Below are 18,468 nucleotides of genomic sequence, written 5' to 3' on the forward strand. Positions count from 1 at the left end.
AGGCTTACTTCAGGGTAATGGTGCCTTTCATCATCGAGATGTGGCCAGGGAAGGAGCAGAAGAAACCGTATTTTTCATCGGCTTTGAGTTTCGACACGTCAAAGGTCACGGCATCTTTCTCGCCAGCACCGATGATCTTGGTGTGAGCGATCACGCGGGTATCGCCGTCCTTGAGGTAGTTCTTGTCGATGCCGGCAGCCAGGCCATCGGTGGCGATCGGCTGCATGTCAGCTTCAGTGCTGATCACCAGGTTGTGGCCCATGACGTTCTTCGGCAGGCTGCCGGAGTGGGTCAGCTCGACGGTGAAGGTCTTGCAGCTCTTGTCGATTTCGATGGCCTTGGTGTTGAAGGACATCTGGTCAGTGGAGTCAACGGTGACCTTGCATTCGGCAGCCATCAGTTGGCTGCTGGCCAGTGTCAGCAGGGATACCGCAACAAGTTTGGCAAACATGGTGAATCTCCAAGGCAGGGTTTAAAAAATCCATATCTTGTAAAGACTGCCTGAAATTTCCGGAAGTTCCTATGACCTCAGTCAAGAATTGTATACAACTTTCGGGCTATGACACCCATCGAAACAATCTACCAGCCAGACAGCCCGCACCCGCCTAAGATCGGCCCATTGTTCCCGCCAATGGAGTGTCCGTCATGTCCCTCAATAGCCTGTTGTGCAGTTTGCTCGCCGCCTACGCCTGTGGGGCCAGTGGCACCTTTGAAGAAGCCCGCGCCCCGGATTAATTCTTGGAGCAACCCGGCGCCAGCCATTACTCTGCGCTCGTCACTGATCACGGAGGAAGGCATGTCTTTAACATCTGTTTGTGTGTTTTGCGGCGCCAGCACCGGCACTCACCCGGCCTATCGAGGGGCGGCGATTGCCTTGGGCCAGGAGCTGGCCCGGCGCAAGCTGACGCTGGTGTACGGCGGCGGTGCGGTCGGTTTGATGGGGATTGTCGCCGATGCCGCACTGGCGGCCGGTGGCGAAGTGATCGGAATTATTCCCGAAAGCCTGAAAAACAAGGAAATCGGCCACAACGGCCTGACGCGCCTGGAAGTGGTCGATGGCATGCACGCCCGCAAGGCACGCATGGCAGAACTGAGCGACGCCTTTATCGCCCTGCCCGGCGGCCTGGGCACCTTCGAGGAGCTGTTCGAGGTCTGGACCTGGGGCCAGCTCGGCTACCACGGCAAACCGCTGGGGCTGCTGGAAGTGAATGGCTTTTACAGCAAACTCACTGCATTTCTTGATCATGTCGTCGGTGAAGGCTTCGTTCGCGGGCAGCACCGTGACATGCTGCAAACGAGCGAATCGCCGCAGGATCTGCTGGATGCACTGGATGCCTGGCAGCCGGTGGTCAGCCCCAAATGGGACGGGCAAAAACCCGATTAACCCTTGGCCCCGGTTTAAAGGCAGAATACGCGCCGCTCAACCTCACCTTCGACCCCAGAGGATCGCCCATGGCTAAACCTAATTACTCCTTCGCCAAGCGTCAAAGAGACTTGGCCAAAGAGCAGAAGAAAGAGGAAAAGTTGCAACGCAAGAAAGCGGCTGCCGATGAAGAGGCCGGCGCACTGAACCCGGATGCAGAAACTGAAGTGACTGCCCAAGACGCTGTAGAAGCACCGAAAGAGCAGGCGCCAGACGCCTGAGCCCCACCGGACAGTGTCCCGCCTATCTTCTGTAGGAGCTGGCCAGCCAGCTCCTACGGCGGAACGCGCTAGTCCAACGGCAAGACTGTCACCCGCACTTCCGGGTCGTGGCTGCCGCCCCCCAGAATCACCCCACGCAACGGCGACACATCAGAGAAATCCCGGCCCCAGGCCAGGCTGATGTGCTCAAGCGCCGGCTGGATATTATTGGTCGGATCAAAATCCACCCAACCCAAGACCGGACAGAACACCGACACCCAGGCATGGGACGCATCGGCGCCGATCAGTCGCGCCTGCCCGGGGGGTGGCTGCGTCAACAGGTAGCCACTGACGTAACGCGCCGCCAAGCCCCTGGAACGCACGCAGGCCAGCATCAGGTGCGCGAAGTCCTGGCACACCCCCCGCCGCCGCTCCAGCACTTCCACCAGCGGCGTTGCCACCTGCGTGGCCTCGGCGTCGAAGGTGAACTCGCTGAAAATCTTCTGCATCAATGCCTGCACCCCAAGCATCAGCGGCCGTCCCGGCGCAAAACAGCTTTCGGAGAACTCGACGAAGGAGCTTTTCAAGTGCACATAGGGCGATTCGAAGCGATAACGACACGCCTGCAGCACCTCGTCGGCGATCGGCTGGCCACTGTAGGTCAGCGCGCTGCGGGTCGCCTCCCAGGCCGGCGACTGCTGGAAGTCGGGTAATGCCCGGGCCAGCACCTCAACGGTCAGCCGGGCATTGACCTGCAACTCATCGTGGGGCCGCTCGAAGGCCAGGCGAGTCAGCGGGTTGCCGAACACGTCCAGCTCATCGCGGCGGGTCGTCGGTGACGGGCTGATCAACAGCTGCTGCTCGGTGCAGCGTTGCCAGGCGCAGGGCCGCGGCCACAGATGGGCCAGTTGCTGGGCCAGGGACACCGGGCTGTCATAGCGATAATGGGTGTCGTGGAGAATCTGATAGCGGGCACTGTTCACACGGACACCGTACGTTGGCTGACATCGTCGACATGGGCGAAATGCCGCAAGGCCAGGCGGTCAGACACCTGATTGCTGACATCGGCGACGTCCTGCAGCAAGTCCGCCAGGCCATCGAGGGCGGCGCGCACACTGCTGTCACCGAACAGTGGATTCTCCAGGCAGCCGAGGTCAAACCCGGCCAGGCGCTCCACCAGCAGTGGCAAGGCGGCCTCGGCAGGTGCGCCGAAGTCATGGTTCAAGCGCTTCAGGGAACCGCTCACCAGTTTCAACTGGAACAACACCGCATGGGGGTTCTGTTCATCGAGCAGCAACAGATCCAGCACCGGGATCAACTGCGCCACGGCCAGGTAACGGGAGCGGTAGGTGATGCTGCTGTTACCCAACTCCAGCAACCATTCCAGGCCCGCCTGATCGAACGCCCCGGCCCCACGCAGGAACCCCGCCAGGCTGCTGCTCAGGAACTGCAAGCGTTCGATGCGCCGGCCGATCATCAAGAACCGCCAGCCTTCGTCGCGGGTCATGTCGTCCAGGGCAAACCCGGACAACGCGGCCAGTGACATCACCAGGCGGTTGAGAAAGTCCAGCAGCTCGCCAAAATCGGCGGCCTCGGCCTCGGTCTCCAGCTCCATGGCTTCGCGCTGCAACTCCACCAACGCCTGCCAGTTCTCGCGCGACAGCTTGCCGCGCACCTGGGACGCCGCCCACTGCAAGCGCTGCAGGTTGGCGCGCAGGCTGAACGACCAGTCTGCGCCGAGCAAGGCGGCCAGCAGACGCTCGGGCAACTCACCTTCCTCGGGCAGCAGCATCAGGCCTTCACCCAGTTCGACCGCCGCTTGCAGGGCTTGGGGATCATCGCCGTCGACATAACGCGCAAGCATGATCCGCAGCAACCGCGCACTGTCATCACAGCGCTCGCAGTAACGACCGAACCAGAACAGGTTTTCCACCACCCGCGACGGCAGGTACGGATCGCGTCGCACCAGGTCATGCACGCCGAGGGTTCGCTGGGCCTTCCATTGCTCGCCGACGGGGGCCCGCTCGCCCAGCACCCAGGTGTCCTTGCTCGCGCCGCCACGCTGCATCGATACCACTTCGGCATCCGCCTCGGCGGCCACCCGGGTCAGGCCGCCGGGCAACACCCGATAGCCGTCGTGACTGGCCACCGCGTACACCCGCATGCCGATGGCCCGTGGTTGCAACTGGCCCGTCTCGGCCTGCCACACCGGCGCCTGGGACAGCTGGGGCAATTCTTGCGCAACATAGGCGTAGGGCCGCGCACGCATGCGCCGGACCAGATCATCGCGCTGCTTTTCACTCAAATCACGACCAAACACCGGGACAAAGCTCTGGGAAGGAAAGGCCGGCTTGATCAGCAGCTCCGGCAGTTTCTCCAGCGCTTGCTCCAGCACCGGCGGCTCCCCGCACCACCAGGTGGCAATGGACGGCAGGAGCAGTTCCTCGCCGAACAGGTAGTGATTGATCCTGGGCAGAAACCCCAACAGCCCCGGCGACTCCAGCACACCGCTGCCCAGGGCGTTGGCCACCAGCACCCGGCCCTGGCGCACCGCCTCCAACAGCCCCGGGACGCCGAGGGCCGAGTCGGTGCGCAGCTCCAGCGGGTCGCAGAAGTCATCGTCGAGCCGGCGCATGATCGCGTGGACCCGGCGCAGGCCGCTCAGGGTCTTGAGGTAGACCGTGGCATCGCGCACCGTCAGGTCACCGCCTTCGACCAGCGGATAACCGAGCTGGCGGGCCAGGTACAGGTGTTCGAAATAGCTCTCGTTGAAACGCCCGGGAGTCAACAGCACCACCAGCGGCACTTCCTCGGCGCTGGGTGCCTGACGGGCCAGGGTTTCCTGCAGGGTCCGGAAGAACCCCGCCAGGTGCTGCACTTGCAGGTCGCGGTAGAGTTCGGGAAACGCGCGCGAAACGATGGTGCGGCTCTCCAGGGCATATCCGGCACCGGACGGTGCCTGGGTGCGATCCGCGGTGACCCACCAGCGCCCGTCGGGGGTGCGCGCCAGGTCCACGGCATACAGGTGCAGGAAGGTTTCGGCGGGTGGCCGGATCCCCTGGCAGGGCCACAGGAAATTGTTATGGCCAAACACCAGCTCCGACGGCAGCAGGCCCTCGGCAATCAGGCGCTGCGGACCATACAGGTCCGCCAGCACCGCGTTGAGCAGCCGTGCACGCTGGGCGATTCCAGCCGACAGGTGCTGCCACTCATCGGCGGCAATCACGTGGGGCAACAGGTCCAGCTCCCAGGGGCGGTCGGCGCCCTTGGGGTCGGCGTAGACATTGTAAGTGACGCCATTTTCCTGGATCTGCCGCGCCAGCAAGGCCTGGCGCTGCACCAGTTGCGCAGGCGAACTGCGTTGCAACTGCTCGAACAGGCGCCGCCAATGCGCGCGCACGCCGCCGCTGTCGTCGAGCAGTTCGTGATAGGTGCCCGCCGTGAGCGGGTAATGGTCTAGCAGGTCAGGCATGGAACGCTCGGCAGGCTCAAGAAAAAGGCAGGTTAGCGCACAACTATGGCAGGTCTGTCATTGGCTGCTCTGCGCAAACTGGCGCAAATCCAGGGTCATGGGCAACTCATCACTGATCGTCAGGGTCGGGACCTGAAGGGGCCCCGGGCTGTGGCCAAGCCGGAAGAACCGCGCCATGCGCCGGCTCTCGGCTTCGTTGGCGTTGACCGGCAGGCTGTCGTAGTTGCGCCCTCCGGGATGGGCAACGTGGTACTGACAGCCCCCCAGGGAGCGCTGCATCCAGGTGTCGAGCAGATCGAACACCAGGGGCGCATGCACCCCGATGGTTGGCTGCAGGCAGTTGGCGGGCTGCCAGGCGCGGAACCGCACGCCGGCGACAAACTCGCCGACCCGACCGGTAGGCTGCAGCGGCACCGCGACCCCATTGCAGGTCAGCACATAACGCTGCGGCGCCAACCCCGTGAGCTTGACCTGCAGGCGTTCCAGGGACGAATCGACATACCGCACGGTACCGCCTGCCGCGCCCTCCTCGCCCAGCACATGCCAGGGCTCCAGCGCCTGGCGCAGCTCCAGTTCGATGCCGCTGACCGCATAATCGCCGACCTTGGGAAAACGAAACTCCAGGTGGGCGGCGAACCATTCGGCGCGCAACGCATACCCGGCGGCGTTGAGGTCCACCAGCACATCGGCGAAGTCCTGCTCGATAAAGTGCGGCAGCAGGAACCGGTCATGCAGCTCCGTGCCCCAGCGCGCCAGCTTGGCGGGCGCATAGGGTTCACGCCAGAAGCGCGCCACCAATGCCCGCAGCAACAGTTGCTGGACCAGGCTCATGCGTGCGTGGGGCGGCATCTCGAAGGCCCGCAACTCCAGCAGACCCAGGCGCCCGGTGGCACCGTCCGGCGAATAGAGTTTGTCGATACAGAACTCGGCGCGGTGGGTGTTGCCGGTGACATCGATCAACAGGTTGCGTAGCAGGCGATCCACCAGCCAGGGGGCACAGGCTTCACCCGGCGCCGGCATTTGCGCGAAGGCAATTTCCAGTTCGTACAAGGCATCGTTGCGCGCCTCGTCGACCCGCGGCGCCTGGGACGTCGGGCCGATGAACAGGCCGGAAAACAGGTAGGACAAGGACGGGTGGTTGTGCCAGTAGCTGATCAGGCTGCGCAGCAGGTCCGGACGACGCAGAAAGGGCGAGTCCGCCGGGGTCGCGCCACCCAATACAAAATGGTTACCGCCGCCGGTGCCGGTGTGGCGGCCGTCGATCATGAATTTCTCGCTGGTCAGGCGGGTCTGGCGGGCCTCCTCGTAGAGGAACTCGGTGCGCTCCACCAGCTCATCCCAACTGGCGGACGGCTGCACGTTGACCTCGATCACGCCAGGGTCCGGGGTCACCCGGAAATTGCTCAGGCGCGGATCACTGGGCGGCTCATACCCCTCCAGTAACACCGGGCAATGCAGCTCCTCGGCGGTGGCCTCGATGGCGCTGACCAGTTCCAGATAATCCTCAAGCCGCTCCAGTGGCGGCATGAACAGGTACAAGCGCCCTTCCCGGGCCTCGGCGCAGAACGCGGTGCGGGTCAACCAGTCGGCGGACTCGTCGAGTGCCGGCACACGCTCCTCGGCCACTGCAGGCGTGGCATGAGCTGCCAATTGTGCGGTGTCCGGCAGCGGCGGGAAGTCCTGGTTGGGGTCCTGCGGATGGATGAACGGGTACTCCGCGGCTTTCACCCAAGGCTGGGAGCCCAGTGGCAATCGATAGCCCAGGGGGGAATCGCCGGGGACCAACCGGCAATGCTCATCGCGCAGATACCAGCGCCCGCTTTGCCACTGGTCACCCTTGGCGGTGCGCGCCAGCGGCAGGACCTGGCCGATCACCTTGTCCAGGCCCTGGCTGAACACCTTGCGCAACCGTGCACGCTCCAGCGGCTCCTCCAGGCGCGGGTCTTCGGCGCTGACGTTCAGCGGCAAGTTGCCTTCGCGCCACAGGTAATAGAAGTGATCTTCGTAAGCGGGGAACACAAAGTGTGCGGGCAGTTTCAAGCGCTCGGCGACACTCGCCAGAAAACGCCCGGCCAACGCGCCATCCGCGCCGTAGTCCTGCTGCTCATCGGCTATCAAGGCACTGTTGTGCCAGACCGGCACGCCGTCACGCCGCCAATAGCAATTGAGTGACCAGCGCGGCAGTTGCTCGCCGGGGTACCACTTGCCCTGGCCGAAATGCACCAGGCCCTTGGGCGCGTAATGCTTGCGCAGGCGCTGGAACAGCTCGGCCGACAGCCGGCGCTTGTCCGGGCCGAGTGCGGCGGTGTTCCACTCGGCGCCATCCGGATCGTCGATCGAGACGAAGGTCGGCTCGCCGCCCATGGTCAGCCGCACATCGCCAGCCTGCAGGTCGCCGTCGATCTGCCGGCCGAGGGTCTGGATGGCCTGCCACTGCTCCTCGGTGTAGGGCTTGGTGACCCGAGGCGCTTCCCAGATCCGCTCCACCGACATTTCATGGCTGAATTCACACTCACAGGGTTCGACCAGGCCGCTGATCGGCGCCGCAGAGGACGGATCGGGACTACAGGCCAACGGAATATGCCCTTCACCGGCAAACAGCCCAGAGGTGGCGTCCAGGCCGATCCAGCCTGCACCCGGCAGGTAGACTTCGCACCAGGCGTGCAGGTCGGTGAAATCCACCTCGGTGCCGGACGGCCCGTCGAGGCTCTTCACGTCCGCCGTGAGCTGGATCAAGTAGCCCGAGACAAACCGCGCCGCCAGTCCGAGGTTGCGTAGCAGTTGCACCAGCAACCAGGCCGAGTCGCGGCATGAGCCGGACGCGTGCTCCAGGGTGTATTCCGGGGTCTGGACCCCGGGCTCCATGCGGATCAGGTAACCGATGTCTTCGCTCAGGCGCTGGTTGAGGGCCACCAGGAAATCCACGGCCGGCAGCGGCGTGCGCTCGATGCCCTGGAGGTAGGCCTTGAGCCTGGGCGTCAGCGGCAGGGTTTCCAGGTACGGCGCCAGTTCCTTGCGTTCGTCCGCGGCGTAGGCGAACGGGATGGTCTCGGCATAAGGCTCGAGGAAAAAGTCGAAGGGATTGAACACTGCCATTTCCGCCAGCAAGTCGACTTCGATGCGCAGTTGCTCGGTCTTCTCTGGGAACACCAGGCGCGCCAGGTAGTTACCCTGGGGGTCTTGCTGCCAGTTGATGAAGTGCTGCTCGGGCAGCACTTTGAGCGAATAAGAGAGGATCCGCGTGCGGCTATGGGCCGCCGGGCGCAGGCGAACGATCTGCGGGCCGAGTTCGACGGCGCGGTCGTAGCGGTAATGCGTGACGTGGTGCAATGCGACATGAATCGACACGGCGTGCCTCCTGCGAGCCAAAAGCGTACCGAGCACCGCGCAAGACTTATGCCATACAGCAGCGCTGGCGCTTTCTCCGGTTGCTTGAGGCAGTACAGCACCAAAATCGAGCGATGCGGGGAATTGCTTTGATGGCGCTGCACGCAAATGTGGCGCGGGATCTTTTTTCGGCCCAATGCAAAACGCCAACCCGAAGGTTGGCGTCTTGTTCTCGGCCGTCAGCGCTTAGCGCGGCACAACCGGCTTGCGCGCGGGCTTGGGCCCCTTGCCTTTGGCTGCGTCCTTACGCTCCTTGGCCGCCTGCTGGTTGCGGGCGAACGCCGCAGCCTTGGCCTGTTCACGCTTGTCCCACGGATTGCCACCGTCACTGGCACGCGGCGGCAGGCCGGTGTGCTGGGTGAGGATCTTGGTGGTCTTTTCCGTTGCCGCCACTTTATGGCTGCCCGCCGGCGTCGAGTTCTTGCGACGGGCGCTCTGGTAGCTGTCGGTCGCCGGCTGGTGCAGCGGGATCAACTGGTTCTTGCCCGGCCCGATCAGGTCGGCACGGCCCATGCGGGTCAGCGCTTCACGCAGCATTGGCCAGCCTTTCGGGTCGTGGTAACGCAAGAACGCCTTGTGCAGGCGACGCTGCTCCTCGCTCTTGACGATGGTCACGCCGTCGCTCTTGTAGGTGACTTTGCGCAGCGGGTTCTTGCCCGAGTGGTACATGGCGGTGGCGGTGGCCATCGGCGACGGGTAGAACGCCTGCACCTGGTCGGCGCGGAAACCGTTGCCCTTGAGCCACAGGGCCAGGTTCATCATGTCTTCGTCGGTGGTGCCCGGGTGGGCCGCGATGAAGTACGGAATCAGGTACTGTTCCTTGCCCGCTTCCTTGGTGTACTTCTCGAACATGCGCTTGAACTTGTCATAGCTGCCGATGCCCGGTTTCATCATCTGGTTGAGCGGACCTTCCTCGGTGTGTTCCGGGGCGATCTTCAGGTAACCACCGACGTGGTGGGTCACCAACTCCTTGACGTACTCAGGCGACTCGACCGCCAGGTCGTAGCGCAGGCCCGACGCGATCAGGATCTTCTTCACACCCGGCAACGCACGGGCGCTGCGATACAGCTGGATCAGCGACGAGTGGTCGGTATTGAGGTTCGGGCAGATGCCCGGGAACACGCAGGATGGCTTGCGGCACGCGGATTCGATTTCCGGGCTCTTGCAGGCGATGCGGTACATGTTCGCGGTCGGCCCGCCCAGGTCGGAAATGACCCCGGTGAAGCCTGGCACCTTGTCGCGGATCTCTTCGATTTCGCGAATGATCGACTCTTCGGAACGGTTCTGGATGATCCGGCCTTCGTGCTCGGTAATCGAGCAGAAGGTACAGCCACCGAAGCAGCCGCGCATGATGTTCACCGAGAAGCGGATCATGTCGTAGGCCGGGATCTTCTCCTTGCCGTACGCCGGGTGCGGGACACGGGCGTAGGGCATGCCGAACACGTAGTCCATTTCTTCGGTAGTCATCGGAATCGGCGGCGGGTTGAACCAGACGTCGACTTCGCCATGCTTCTGCACCAACGCACGGGCGTTGCCCGGGTTGGTTTCAAGGTGCAATACCCGGTTGGCGTGGGCGTAGAGCACCGCGTCGCCGCGGACTTTTTCCACCGACGGCAGGCGAATCACGGTCTTGTCGCGGGTCATGCGCGGGCTGGCCAGGATCTGCACGACCTTGGCTTCGCTCGGGTCTTCAACCGGCCCCTTCTCCTGCTCGATGGCGCAGGCCTGGGTGTCCTGGGTGTTGACGTACGGGTTGATGATCTTGTCGACCTTGCCCGGACGGTCGATGCGCGTGGAGTCGACTTCGTACCAGCCTGCGGGCGTGTCACGACGAATGAACGCGGTACCGCGCACGTCGGTGATGTCTTCGATCTTGTGCCCGTAGGACAGGCGCTGGGCGACTTCGACAATGGCCCGCTCGGCGTTGCCGTACAGCAGGATGTCGGCGCAGGCGTCGATCAGGATCGAGTTGCGCACCCGGTCCTGCCAGTAATCGTAGTGGGCGATGCGGCGCAGGGAGGCCTCGATACCACCGAGTACGATCGGCACGTTCTTGTAGGCTTCCTTGCAGCGCTGGCTGTACACCAGGCTCGCGCGATCCGGACGTTTGCCGGCCATGCCACCTGGGGTGTAGGCGTCGTCGGAACGGATCTTCTTGTCGGCGGTGTAGCGGTTGATCATCGAGTCCATGTTGCCGGCCGCGACGCCGAAGAACAGGTTCGGTTCGCCAAGCTTCATGAAATCGTCTTTGGACTGCCAGTTCGGCTGGGCAATGATCCCGACGCGGAAGCCCTGGGACTCCAGCAGCCGGCCGATGATGGCCATGCCGAACGAGGGGTGGTCGACGTACGCATCACCGGTGACGATGATGATGTCGCACGAATCCCAGCCAAGCTGATCCATCTCCTCCCTGCTCATTGGCAGGAATGGCGCTGGACCGAAACATTCGGCCCAGTACTTGGGATAGTCAAATAACGGCTTGGCTGTTTGCATGACGGTGACCGGTGTTGAGATGAAAAATCGCGGGGGCGGAATATAGCACAAATTTTGACCAATTCCGACGGTTATGGTCGGAAATAAATGGCGTAGCCATCGCGGGCAAGCCCGCTCCCACAGGGTTCACACTCAACCTGTGGCAGCGGGCTTGCCCGCGATGAGGCCCTTTCAGGCACTACACCCTTATTCGTCGTCGAAATTGTAGCTGCCCGGCGCCAGGTTTTCGAAGCGCGTGTACTTGCCGATGAACGCCAGACGCGAGGTACCGATCGGGCCGTTCCGCTGCTTGCCGATGATGATCTCGGCGATGCCCTTGTGCTCGGTTTCCGGGTGATACACCTCATCCCGGTATACGAACATGATGACGTCGGCATCCTGCTCGATCGCTCCGGATTCCCGAAGGTCGGAGTTGATTGGCCGTTTGTTCGGTCGTTGCTCCAGGGAGCGGTTGAGCTGGGACAACGCCACCACCGGGCAGTTGAATTCCTTGGCCAGGGCCTTCAAGGAACGGGAGATTTCGGAAATCTCGTTGGTCCGGTTGTCGCCACCCGACCCCGGGATCTGCATCAGCTGCAGGTAGTCGATCATGATCAGGGCGACGTCACCGTGCTCACGCACCAGTCGACGGGTCCGCGCGCGCATTTCCGAGGGGCTGATACCAGCCGTATCGTCGATGAACAGCTTGCGGTCGTTGAGCAGGTTGACCGCCGAGGTCAGGCGCGGCCAATCGTCGTCGTCCAGGCGACCGGCCCGGACCTTGGTCTGGTCGATACGGCCCAGGGACGACAGCATACGCATGATCAGCGATTCGCCTGGCATCTCGAGGGAGTAGACCAGTACGCACTTGTCGCTGCGCAACACGGCGTTTTCCACCAGGTTCATCGCAAAGGTGGTTTTACCCATGGACGGACGGCCGGCGACGATGATCAAGTCAGCCGGTTGCAGGCCGCTGGTTTTCTCGTCGAGGTCGGTGTAGCCGGTGGACAGGCCGGTGATGGCGTTGTCGGTGTTGAACAGGGTGTCGATGCGATCGATGGCCTTGGTCAGCAGGTCATTCACGCTCACCGGGCCGCCGGTTTTAGGCCGGGCCTCGGCGATCTGGAAGATCTGCCGTTCGGCTTCGTCGAGAATCTCTTCCGCGGTGCGCCCTTCGGGGTTGAAGGCGCTGTCGGCAATTTCAGTGGCGATGCCGATCAACTGCCGCAACGTCGCCCGGGCACGAACGATCTGGGCATAGGCCTTGATGTTGGCCACCGAGGGGGTGTTTTTCGCCAGCTCACCGAGATAGCCGAGGCCGCCCACCTGGGAGGTCTGGCCTTCCTTGTCGAGCTGTTCGGCGAGGGTCACTACGTCGATCGGCGAGTTCTGGTCCGCCAGCTTGGCGATCGCACGGAAAATCAGGCGGTGGTCATGACGATAGAAATCACCGTCCGAGACCTGATCGAGCACGCGTTCCCAGGCGTTGTTGTCCAGCATCAGACCACCGAGTACAGCCTGTTCGGCCTCGATGGAATGCGGCGGCACTTTCAGCGCGGCGGTTTGCAGATCGTATTGCTCAGGAGCGGAGATATCGTTCATGGCCACTTGGAATTAGGTTGTAGAAAATCAGGAACTGCAGAAAGACAAAGGGCACGACCTGTAAACAGGATCGTGCCCGATGTTACCGGCAAGCACCCGAGGGTGCCAGCCGACAAGTGCTGCTTAAGCTGCTACCACGACAACGCGTACGGTGGCTTCAACTTCAGCGTGCAGGTGCACGGCTACGTCGAATTCACCTACGTTGCGGATGGTGCCGTTCGGCAGACGAACTTCGCTTTTTGCAACTTCAACGCCAGAGGCGGTCAGTGCATCAGCGATGTCGTGAGTACCGATCGAACCGAACAGCTTGCCTTCGTCACCGGCGGTGGCAGTGATAGTCACTTCCAGCTCAGCCAGTTGGGCAGCGCGGCTTTCAGCCGAAGCTTTTTTGTCTGCAGCCAGTTTTTCCAGCTCAGCGCGACGCTCTTCGAACGCAGCCAGGTTGGCAGCGGTCGCAGCGGTAGCTTTGCCGTAAGGCAGCAGGTAGTTACGGCCGTAACCAGCCTTAACGTTCACTTTGTCGCCCAGGTTGCCCAGGTTGGCGACTTTTTCCAGAAGGATCAGTTGCATGTGAAAATCCTCTTAACTTTTAACCTTCACCGTTCGCGCTATCGACGTCTTTCGGCGTCAAACGACCGCGAAAATCAATCAGGCTGTCGACAATGGCCAGGACCACCAGCAACGGATAGATCAGCTGCATAAACAGCAACAGCGTTACGTACAACCCCACCAGCCAAAACTTGGCCAGTCGCTTTTCAGCCACCAGCCCATGAATCAGGGCCAGCCCGGCGAACACCAGCGGTACGCTGCACAACGGCGTCAACATGGCCATCTGGGTACCGAAGTTCGGCCCCAGAAGCATGCACGCCAGCAGCAACATCGCCGGCCCCAGCGGGATTCGGATGGCGCGAAACTCGCGACCAAAACCACCGGGGTTGTACAACAACGCCTGCCAGTAGCGCCCGACAATCAGGCTCAGCACACTGACGATTTGCAACAAGGCCGCTATCAGGCCAGTCAGGACCGGTGCAATCAGGGCGGCGAGACGCGCTCGCTCCTCTACCGACAATTGCTGGTAGAGGTCACCGAGGGCCAGCGGCAGGATCTTGACCAGTTCCTGTGCCAGCATCTCGATGTGAGGGCGGTAAACCGCACCCAGCACCACCGAAAACACCACTCCCATCGCTACGCTGACCAGCAGCGTGCGGTTCCAGGACTCACTTGCGCGTAAAACCAACGCAAGGCCCGAGGATCCCAGCAGCACCATGAGTGCCCGTGGATCATCGGAATACAGCCACCAAATCAAGGCTGGCAGCATCCCCAGAGCAAGGACGCCCAGGGCGTCCTTCAATCCGCGCCGCAGCAGCACCAGGCTCCCGGCGGCAGCACCCAACCAATATAACAACGGCAATGCCGCGCATCCGGCCACTACGAGAGTGGCCTGCATACGGCCGCGCATGATGAACTCAGCTATGGCACGCATGCATTCAATCCTTTGCTACGTGTCGACTGCCCGGTCTCAGCGGCCGTGGCTGTCGGTGTAGGCCAGCAGGGCCAGGAAGCGGGCGCGCTTGATAGCGGTGGCCAGCTGACGCTGATAACGTGCTTTGGTACCGGTGATGCGGCTTGGAACGATTTTGCCGGTCTCGGATACGTAGGCTTTCAGAGTGTTGAGATCTTTGTAATCGATCTCTTTCACGTCTTCAGCGGTGAAGCGGCAGAATTTACGACGACGGAAGAAACGTGCCATTTGATAGGCTCCTTAAAAGGTCCGTGGATTACTCGTCAGCGTTATCGCTGTTGTCGCTGTCATCACTATCAGCGCTTTCGGCGCCTTCGTGCTCAGGACGGTCGCGACGCTCACGGCGCTCACTGCGGTTTTCTTCAGCCTTGAGCATCTCGGATTGGCCGGTAACGGCTTCTTCGCGACGGATGACCAGGTTACGGATCACTGCATCGTTGTAGCGGAAGTTGTCTTCCAGCTCGGCCAGGGCCTTGCCAGTGCACTCAACGTTCAGCATCACGTAGTGAGCCTTGTGAACATTGTTGATTGCGTAGGCCAGTTGACGACGGCCCCAATCTTCCAGACGGTGGATTTTGCCGCCGTCTTCTTCGATCAGCTTGGTGTAACGCTCAACCATGCCGCCGACTTGCTCGCTTTGATCCGGGTGGACCAAAAAGATGATTTCGTAATGACGCATGAATGCTCCTTACGGGTTGTAGCCTGCCGCTCAAAAGCGGTCAGACAAGGAGTGAATGACACTTATGGACTTGCTTGCGATAGACACATGCGTGCCTGCCGTCACAGCAAGGGGCGCAATTGTAGAGAAGGGACAGGAGAGGTGCAAGGATATTGGTGAATATTTGAACAGTTCGTTTGCGCGCTCATTTGCGCGACACCCCAAACCCCCTGTGGAAGCGAGGTTGCTCGCGAAGGGAGCTCACCTTCAACACTTTTGCTGAATGTTACTCCGTCATCGCGAGCAAGCTCGTCCCTACAAGGGGTCTGCAACAGCTCAGGACTTTTTGCCGGTCCCGGCAGCTTTTACGCTGCGCTGACGCTGGGCTTCGAACAGACAGACGCCGGTGGCCACGGACACGTTGAGGCTGCTCACGCTGCCGGTCATCGGCAAGTGCACCAGGTAGTCGCACAGGTCACGGGTCAGGCGACGCATGCCACTGCCTTCGGCGCCCATGATCAGGATCGTCGGGCCGGTCATGTCCTGTTGGTACAGGCTCTGCTCGGCTTCGCCCGCCGTACCGACCACCCACAAGCCACGCTGCTTGAGTTTTTCCAGGGTGCGCGCCAGGTTGGTCACAGCCACCAACGGAATCACTTCCGCGGCGCCACAGGCTACTTTTCGTACAGTCGGGGTCAAGGTCGCTGACTTGTCCTTGGGCACGATCACCGCCAGCGCACCGGCCGCATCGGCCGAGCGCAGGCAGGCACCGAGGTTGTGCGGGTCGGTCACACCGTCGAGCACCAGCAACAGCGGCGCGCCTTCGGTACGGTCCAGCAGCTCGTCGAGCATGGCCTCGCCCCAGACCTGGCTCGGACTGACGTCCGCGACCACGCCCTGGTGCACGCCCTCGACCCAGGCATCCAGCTCACGACGCTCGGCCTGGCCGACCGCAACGCGGTTTTCGCTGGCCAGTTCGATCAGCGTCTGCACCCGCGGATCGCTGCGGCCTTCGGCCAGCCAGATCTGCTTGACGCGTTTCGGGTGGTGACGCAGCAATGCTTCTACCGCATGCACGCCGTAGATTTTTTCCAACTGACTCATGACTTGGCCTTAGGTTTACGTGCCCCGCCGCTTTTGGCTGGAGCCGAGCCCGCTTTTGGCGGACCCTTACGGTGTTTACTCGGTTTGGCTGGCTTGCCGCCGGTGGCCTTTTCAGGCGCCGACCGTCCGGTCTTTCCCCCAGACGCCGCTTTACCACCGCTTTTCGCTTCGGCCAGCAACGCCTGCTTCATTTCCCGGCTCTTGCGCACTTCGGCGTTTTTCGCCGCGGCATCGCTTGGGCGGTAGGCTTCGACGGCCTTTTCCTTGGCAGGACCACGACGACCGGTTTTCGCCGGTGCCGGCTCTGCGGCGGTCTTGGCAGCCGGAGCGGCGGTTTCGCTGCCACGCTTCTTGCGGCCGATCGGCGCGCTGATGGTTTTTTCCGCCATCTCGAAGTCGATCTTGCGCTCGTCCAGGTCAACCCGCATCACGCGCACTTCGACGGTGTCGCCGAGGCGGAAGCTGCGACCGGTACGCTCACCGGCCAGGCGGTGGTGCACGGGGTCGAAGTGGTAGTAGTCGCCCGGCAATGCGGTAACGTGGACCAGACCTTCGACATAGATATCGGTCAGCTCGACGAACAGGCCAAAACCGGTCACGGCAGTGATCACGCCCGGGAACGACTCACCTACGCGATCTTTCATGAACTCGCACTTGAGCCAGTTCACTACGTCACGAGTGGCTTCGTCGGCGCGGCGTTCGCTCATCGAGCACTGCTCGCCGAGCTGCTCCAGCGTCGCTTCGTCGTACGGATAGATCCGCGCTTTCGGAATGGTCATCGCGCCAGCACGCTTGACGTGCGGGGTGTTCATTTTCGAGTGGATGACACTGCGAATCGCCCGGTGCGTGAGCAGGTCCGGGTAACGGCGGATCGGCGAGGTGAAGTGGGTATAGGCTTCGTAATTCAGGCCGAAGTGGCCCTGATTGTCCGCGCTGTACACCGCCTGGCTCAACGAGCGCAGCATGACCGTCTGGATCAGGTGGAAATCCGGGCGATCCTTGATGCCGGCCAGCAAGGCCTGGTAATCCTTCGGCGATGGACCGTCCTTGCCTTTGTGCAGGGACAGGCCAAGCTCGCCGAGGAAGGCGCGCAGTTTTTCCAGGCGCTCCGGTGGCGGGCCATCGTGAACACGGTACAAGGCAGGAATCTCGTGCTTCTTGAGGAACTCGGCGGTGGCCACGTTGGCCGCCAGCATGCACTCCTCGATCAGCTTGTGCGCATCGTTACGCACAGTCGGGCGGATTTCCGCGATCTTGCGCTCGGAACCGAAGATGATTCGGGTTTCCTGGGTTTCGAAATCGATGGCGCCACGCACGTGACGAGCGGCCAGCAACACTTTGTACAGCGAGTAGAGCTGCTTGAGGTGCGGCAGGACGTCGTTGTACTCGCCGCGAAGCTGGCGCGCCTCGGAGAGTTTCGGCGTTTCCAGCATCGCGCTGACTTTGTTGTAGGTCAGGCGGGCATGGGAGTGGATCACCGCTTCGTAGAAGCAGTAGTCGGTCATTTCGCCGGACTTGGAGATGGTCATCTCGCAAACCATGGCCAGACGATCGACATGCGGGTTCAGGGAGCACAGGCCGTTGGACAGCTGCTCAGGCAGCATCGGGATCACGCGCTCGGGGAAGTACACCGAGTTGCCGCGAACCTGGGACTCGTTGTCCAGGGCCGAACCGATCTTCACGTAGCTGGAAACGTCGGCAATCGCCACGTACAACTTCCAGCCGCCGGAGAACAGACGCAGCTTGCCGGGCTTGGACTCGCAGTAGACGGCGTCATCGAAGTCGCGGGCATCTTCGCCGTCGATGGTGACGAACGGCAGATGGCGCAGGTCGATGCGCTTCTCTTTGTCCTTCTCCTCGACTTCTGGCTTGAGCTTGGCCGCTTCCTTGAGGACCGCCTCTGGCCAGACATGAGGAATGTCGTAGGTGCGCAGGGCGACATCGATTTCCATGCCCGGCGCCATGTAGTTACCCACGACCTCGACCACGTCGCCTTGCGGCTGGAAGCGTGGGGTTGGCCAGTGGGTGATCTTCACTTCAACGAATTGACCGATCTGGGCGTTGGCGTTGCGGCCCGGGGTCACCAGCACTTCCTGCTGGATCTTCGGATTGTCGGCGACGACAAAGCCAATGCCGCCTTCTTCGAAGTAGCGGCCGACGATGGTTTCGTGAGCACGCGACACCACCTCGACGATCATGCCTTCGCGACGCCCGCGACGATCCAGGCCGGACACGCGCGCCAGGGCACGGTCGCCGTCGAACACCAGGCGCATTTGCGCCGGGCTCATGAACAGGTCGTCACTGCCGTCATCCGGTACCAGGAAGCCGAAGCCGTCACGGTGACCGCTGATGCGGCCAAGGATCAGGTCTAGCTTGTCCACCGGTGCGTAGGTGCCACGACGGGTGTAGATCAGTTGAGCGTCGCGCTCCATGGCGCGCAAGCGGCGGCGCAGGGCTTCGATCTGGTCTTCCGTGGTCAGACCAAACTCTTCGACCAGTTGCTCGCGGTTAGCAGGCGAACCTCGATCAGCAAGGTGCTGAAGGATCAGTTCGCGGCTAGGAATAGGGTTTTCATATTTTTCCGCTTCACGAGCGGCCTCGGGATCGAGGGACTGCCAATCGGCCATT

General features: G+C 62.2%; 14 protein-coding genes. 2 read left to right on the top strand and 12 right to left on the bottom strand.

Annotated features, from left to right (window positions below; all coding sequences use genetic code 11):
- Positions 1 to 4: 4 nt before the first annotated feature.
- A complete protein-coding gene (azu, locus tag H7995_RS00915) occupies positions 5 to 451 on the bottom strand; it encodes an azurin (RefSeq protein ID WP_166589847.1) in 447 nt (148 codons plus the stop codon).
- 345 nt (positions 452 to 796) lie between these two features.
- Between azu and H7995_RS00920 the strand changes: the two genes are divergently transcribed.
- Complete coding sequence (locus H7995_RS00920) at positions 797 to 1,384, top strand: cytokinin riboside 5'-monophosphate phosphoribohydrolase (protein ID WP_182343268.1); 588 nt, start codon at positions 797 to 799, stop codon at positions 1,382 to 1,384.
- A gap of 68 nt (positions 1,385 to 1,452) precedes the next feature.
- Positions 1,453 to 1,644, top strand: a complete 192-nt coding sequence (locus H7995_RS00925; RefSeq protein WP_166589845.1) for a hypothetical protein — start codon at positions 1,453 to 1,455, stop codon at positions 1,642 to 1,644.
- A 68-nt stretch (positions 1,645 to 1,712) separates the two neighbouring features.
- On the opposite strand, the gene H7995_RS00930 is transcribed toward H7995_RS00925, so the two are convergent.
- The 11 genes from H7995_RS00930 to rnr all read right to left on the bottom strand — a co-directional run bounded on the left by H7995_RS00930 (position 1,713) and on the right by rnr (position 18,467).
- Complete coding sequence (locus tag H7995_RS00930; protein ID WP_166589844.1) at positions 1,713 to 2,606, bottom strand: transglutaminase family protein; 894 nt, start codon at positions 2,604 to 2,606, stop codon at positions 1,713 to 1,715.
- The gene (locus H7995_RS00935) at positions 2,603 to 5,095 is read right to left on the bottom strand and encodes a circularly permuted type 2 ATP-grasp protein (RefSeq protein ID WP_185817831.1); all 2,493 of its coding nucleotides are present in this window, start codon (positions 5,093 to 5,095) and stop codon (positions 2,603 to 2,605) included. Before H7995_RS00935 ends, H7995_RS00930 begins: the two co-directional genes overlap by 4 nt.
- A gap of 57 nt (positions 5,096 to 5,152) precedes the next feature.
- Positions 5,153 to 8,443, bottom strand: a complete 3,291-nt coding sequence (locus H7995_RS00940; RefSeq protein WP_166589842.1) for a transglutaminase family protein — start codon at positions 8,441 to 8,443, stop codon at positions 5,153 to 5,155.
- A gap of 225 nt (positions 8,444 to 8,668) precedes the next feature.
- Entirely contained in the window at positions 8,669 to 10,975 is a 2,307-nt protein-coding gene (locus H7995_RS00945) for a YgiQ family radical SAM protein (RefSeq protein WP_166589841.1), read from the bottom strand.
- Positions 10,976 to 11,161: 186 nt separating this feature from the next.
- Positions 11,162 to 12,556, bottom strand: coding sequence for a replicative DNA helicase (gene dnaB, locus H7995_RS00950; RefSeq protein WP_017336265.1), 1,395 nt, complete (start codon positions 12,554 to 12,556; stop codon positions 11,162 to 11,164).
- A 123-nt stretch (positions 12,557 to 12,679) separates the two neighbouring features.
- The gene (rplI, locus tag H7995_RS00955; protein ID WP_095169562.1) at positions 12,680 to 13,126 is read right to left on the bottom strand and encodes a 50S ribosomal protein L9; all 447 of its coding nucleotides are present in this window, start codon (positions 13,124 to 13,126) and stop codon (positions 12,680 to 12,682) included.
- 19 nt (positions 13,127 to 13,145) lie between these two features.
- Entirely contained in the window at positions 13,146 to 14,039 is an 894-nt protein-coding gene (locus H7995_RS00960; RefSeq protein ID WP_166589840.1) for a YybS family protein, read from the bottom strand.
- Positions 14,040 to 14,075: 36 nt separating this feature from the next.
- Positions 14,076 to 14,306: a 30S ribosomal protein S18 gene (rpsR, locus tag H7995_RS00965; RefSeq protein ID WP_002551829.1), complete on the bottom strand. Its 231-nt coding sequence runs from the start codon at positions 14,304 to 14,306 to the stop codon at positions 14,076 to 14,078.
- Between the two features lie 28 nt (positions 14,307 to 14,334).
- Positions 14,335 to 14,757 carry a 30S ribosomal protein S6 gene (gene rpsF / locus H7995_RS00970; RefSeq protein ID WP_003217491.1) on the bottom strand — a complete coding sequence of 141 codons (423 nt, stop codon included), beginning with the start codon at positions 14,755 to 14,757 and terminating at the stop codon, positions 14,335 to 14,337.
- Positions 14,758 to 15,072: 315 nt separating this feature from the next.
- The gene (rlmB, locus tag H7995_RS00975) at positions 15,073 to 15,840 is read right to left on the bottom strand and encodes a 23S rRNA (guanosine(2251)-2'-O)-methyltransferase RlmB (RefSeq protein ID WP_095169564.1); all 768 of its coding nucleotides are present in this window, start codon (positions 15,838 to 15,840) and stop codon (positions 15,073 to 15,075) included.
- Positions 15,837 to 18,467: a ribonuclease R gene (gene rnr, locus H7995_RS00980; protein WP_166589839.1), complete on the bottom strand. Its 2,631-nt coding sequence runs from the start codon at positions 18,465 to 18,467 to the stop codon at positions 15,837 to 15,839. Before rnr ends, rlmB begins: the two co-directional genes overlap by 4 nt.
- Position 18,468: the final 1 nt, after the last annotated feature.

The sequence above is a fragment of the Pseudomonas kielensis genome, assembly GCF_014236655.1.
In the GTDB taxonomy this organism is placed as follows: Bacteria; Pseudomonadota; Gammaproteobacteria; order Pseudomonadales; family Pseudomonadaceae; genus Aquipseudomonas; species Aquipseudomonas kielensis.